Raw genomic sequence first — 344 nt, 5'->3', positions numbered from 1 at the left:
GCAACTTGACGTGTGCTGTAAAGTGCCTGTCCATTCATCTCATACAACATGCAGTCCGTATTAAGGATAAGTTTGCTCATATCTTCTCTCCCTTCGGTTTAGTCCGCGGTCGATTAGATCGACTGCGACGCAGCAATACTGTGCTCTCCTGCATTTTTGAGACGGTCCATATGTGAAACCGCTCCGGCTCTCCGCTTTTCGGCCTTTATCTGCTTGAGAATGCATGAAACCCTAGAGCAGACCAACGCAGAACCGACTTCCCATGCCTCCTGACCGAAAACAATAGCCCTGCCGCACGGCGGACAGAAGCCAATTACCTTTTCTACGGCGGTCGTGCTCTGTAG

1 protein-coding gene is annotated in these 344 nt (G+C 50.9%); it reads right to left on the bottom strand.

Translation table 11 applies throughout. The features are described 5' to 3' along the window. Positions 1–113: 113 nt before the first annotated feature. Positions 114–344, bottom strand: a 231-nt coding sequence (locus tag PPOP_RS24950; protein WP_006288313.1) for a hypothetical protein, incomplete at its 5' end; no start/stop codon positions are given.

It is taken from the genome of Paenibacillus popilliae ATCC 14706, assembly GCF_000315235.1.
Classification (GTDB): domain Bacteria; phylum Bacillota; class Bacilli; order Paenibacillales; family Paenibacillaceae; genus Paenibacillus_B; species Paenibacillus_B popilliae.
Note: the sequence above shows the minus strand (reverse complement) of the source record. Positions and strands in the feature narration are given on the sequence as shown.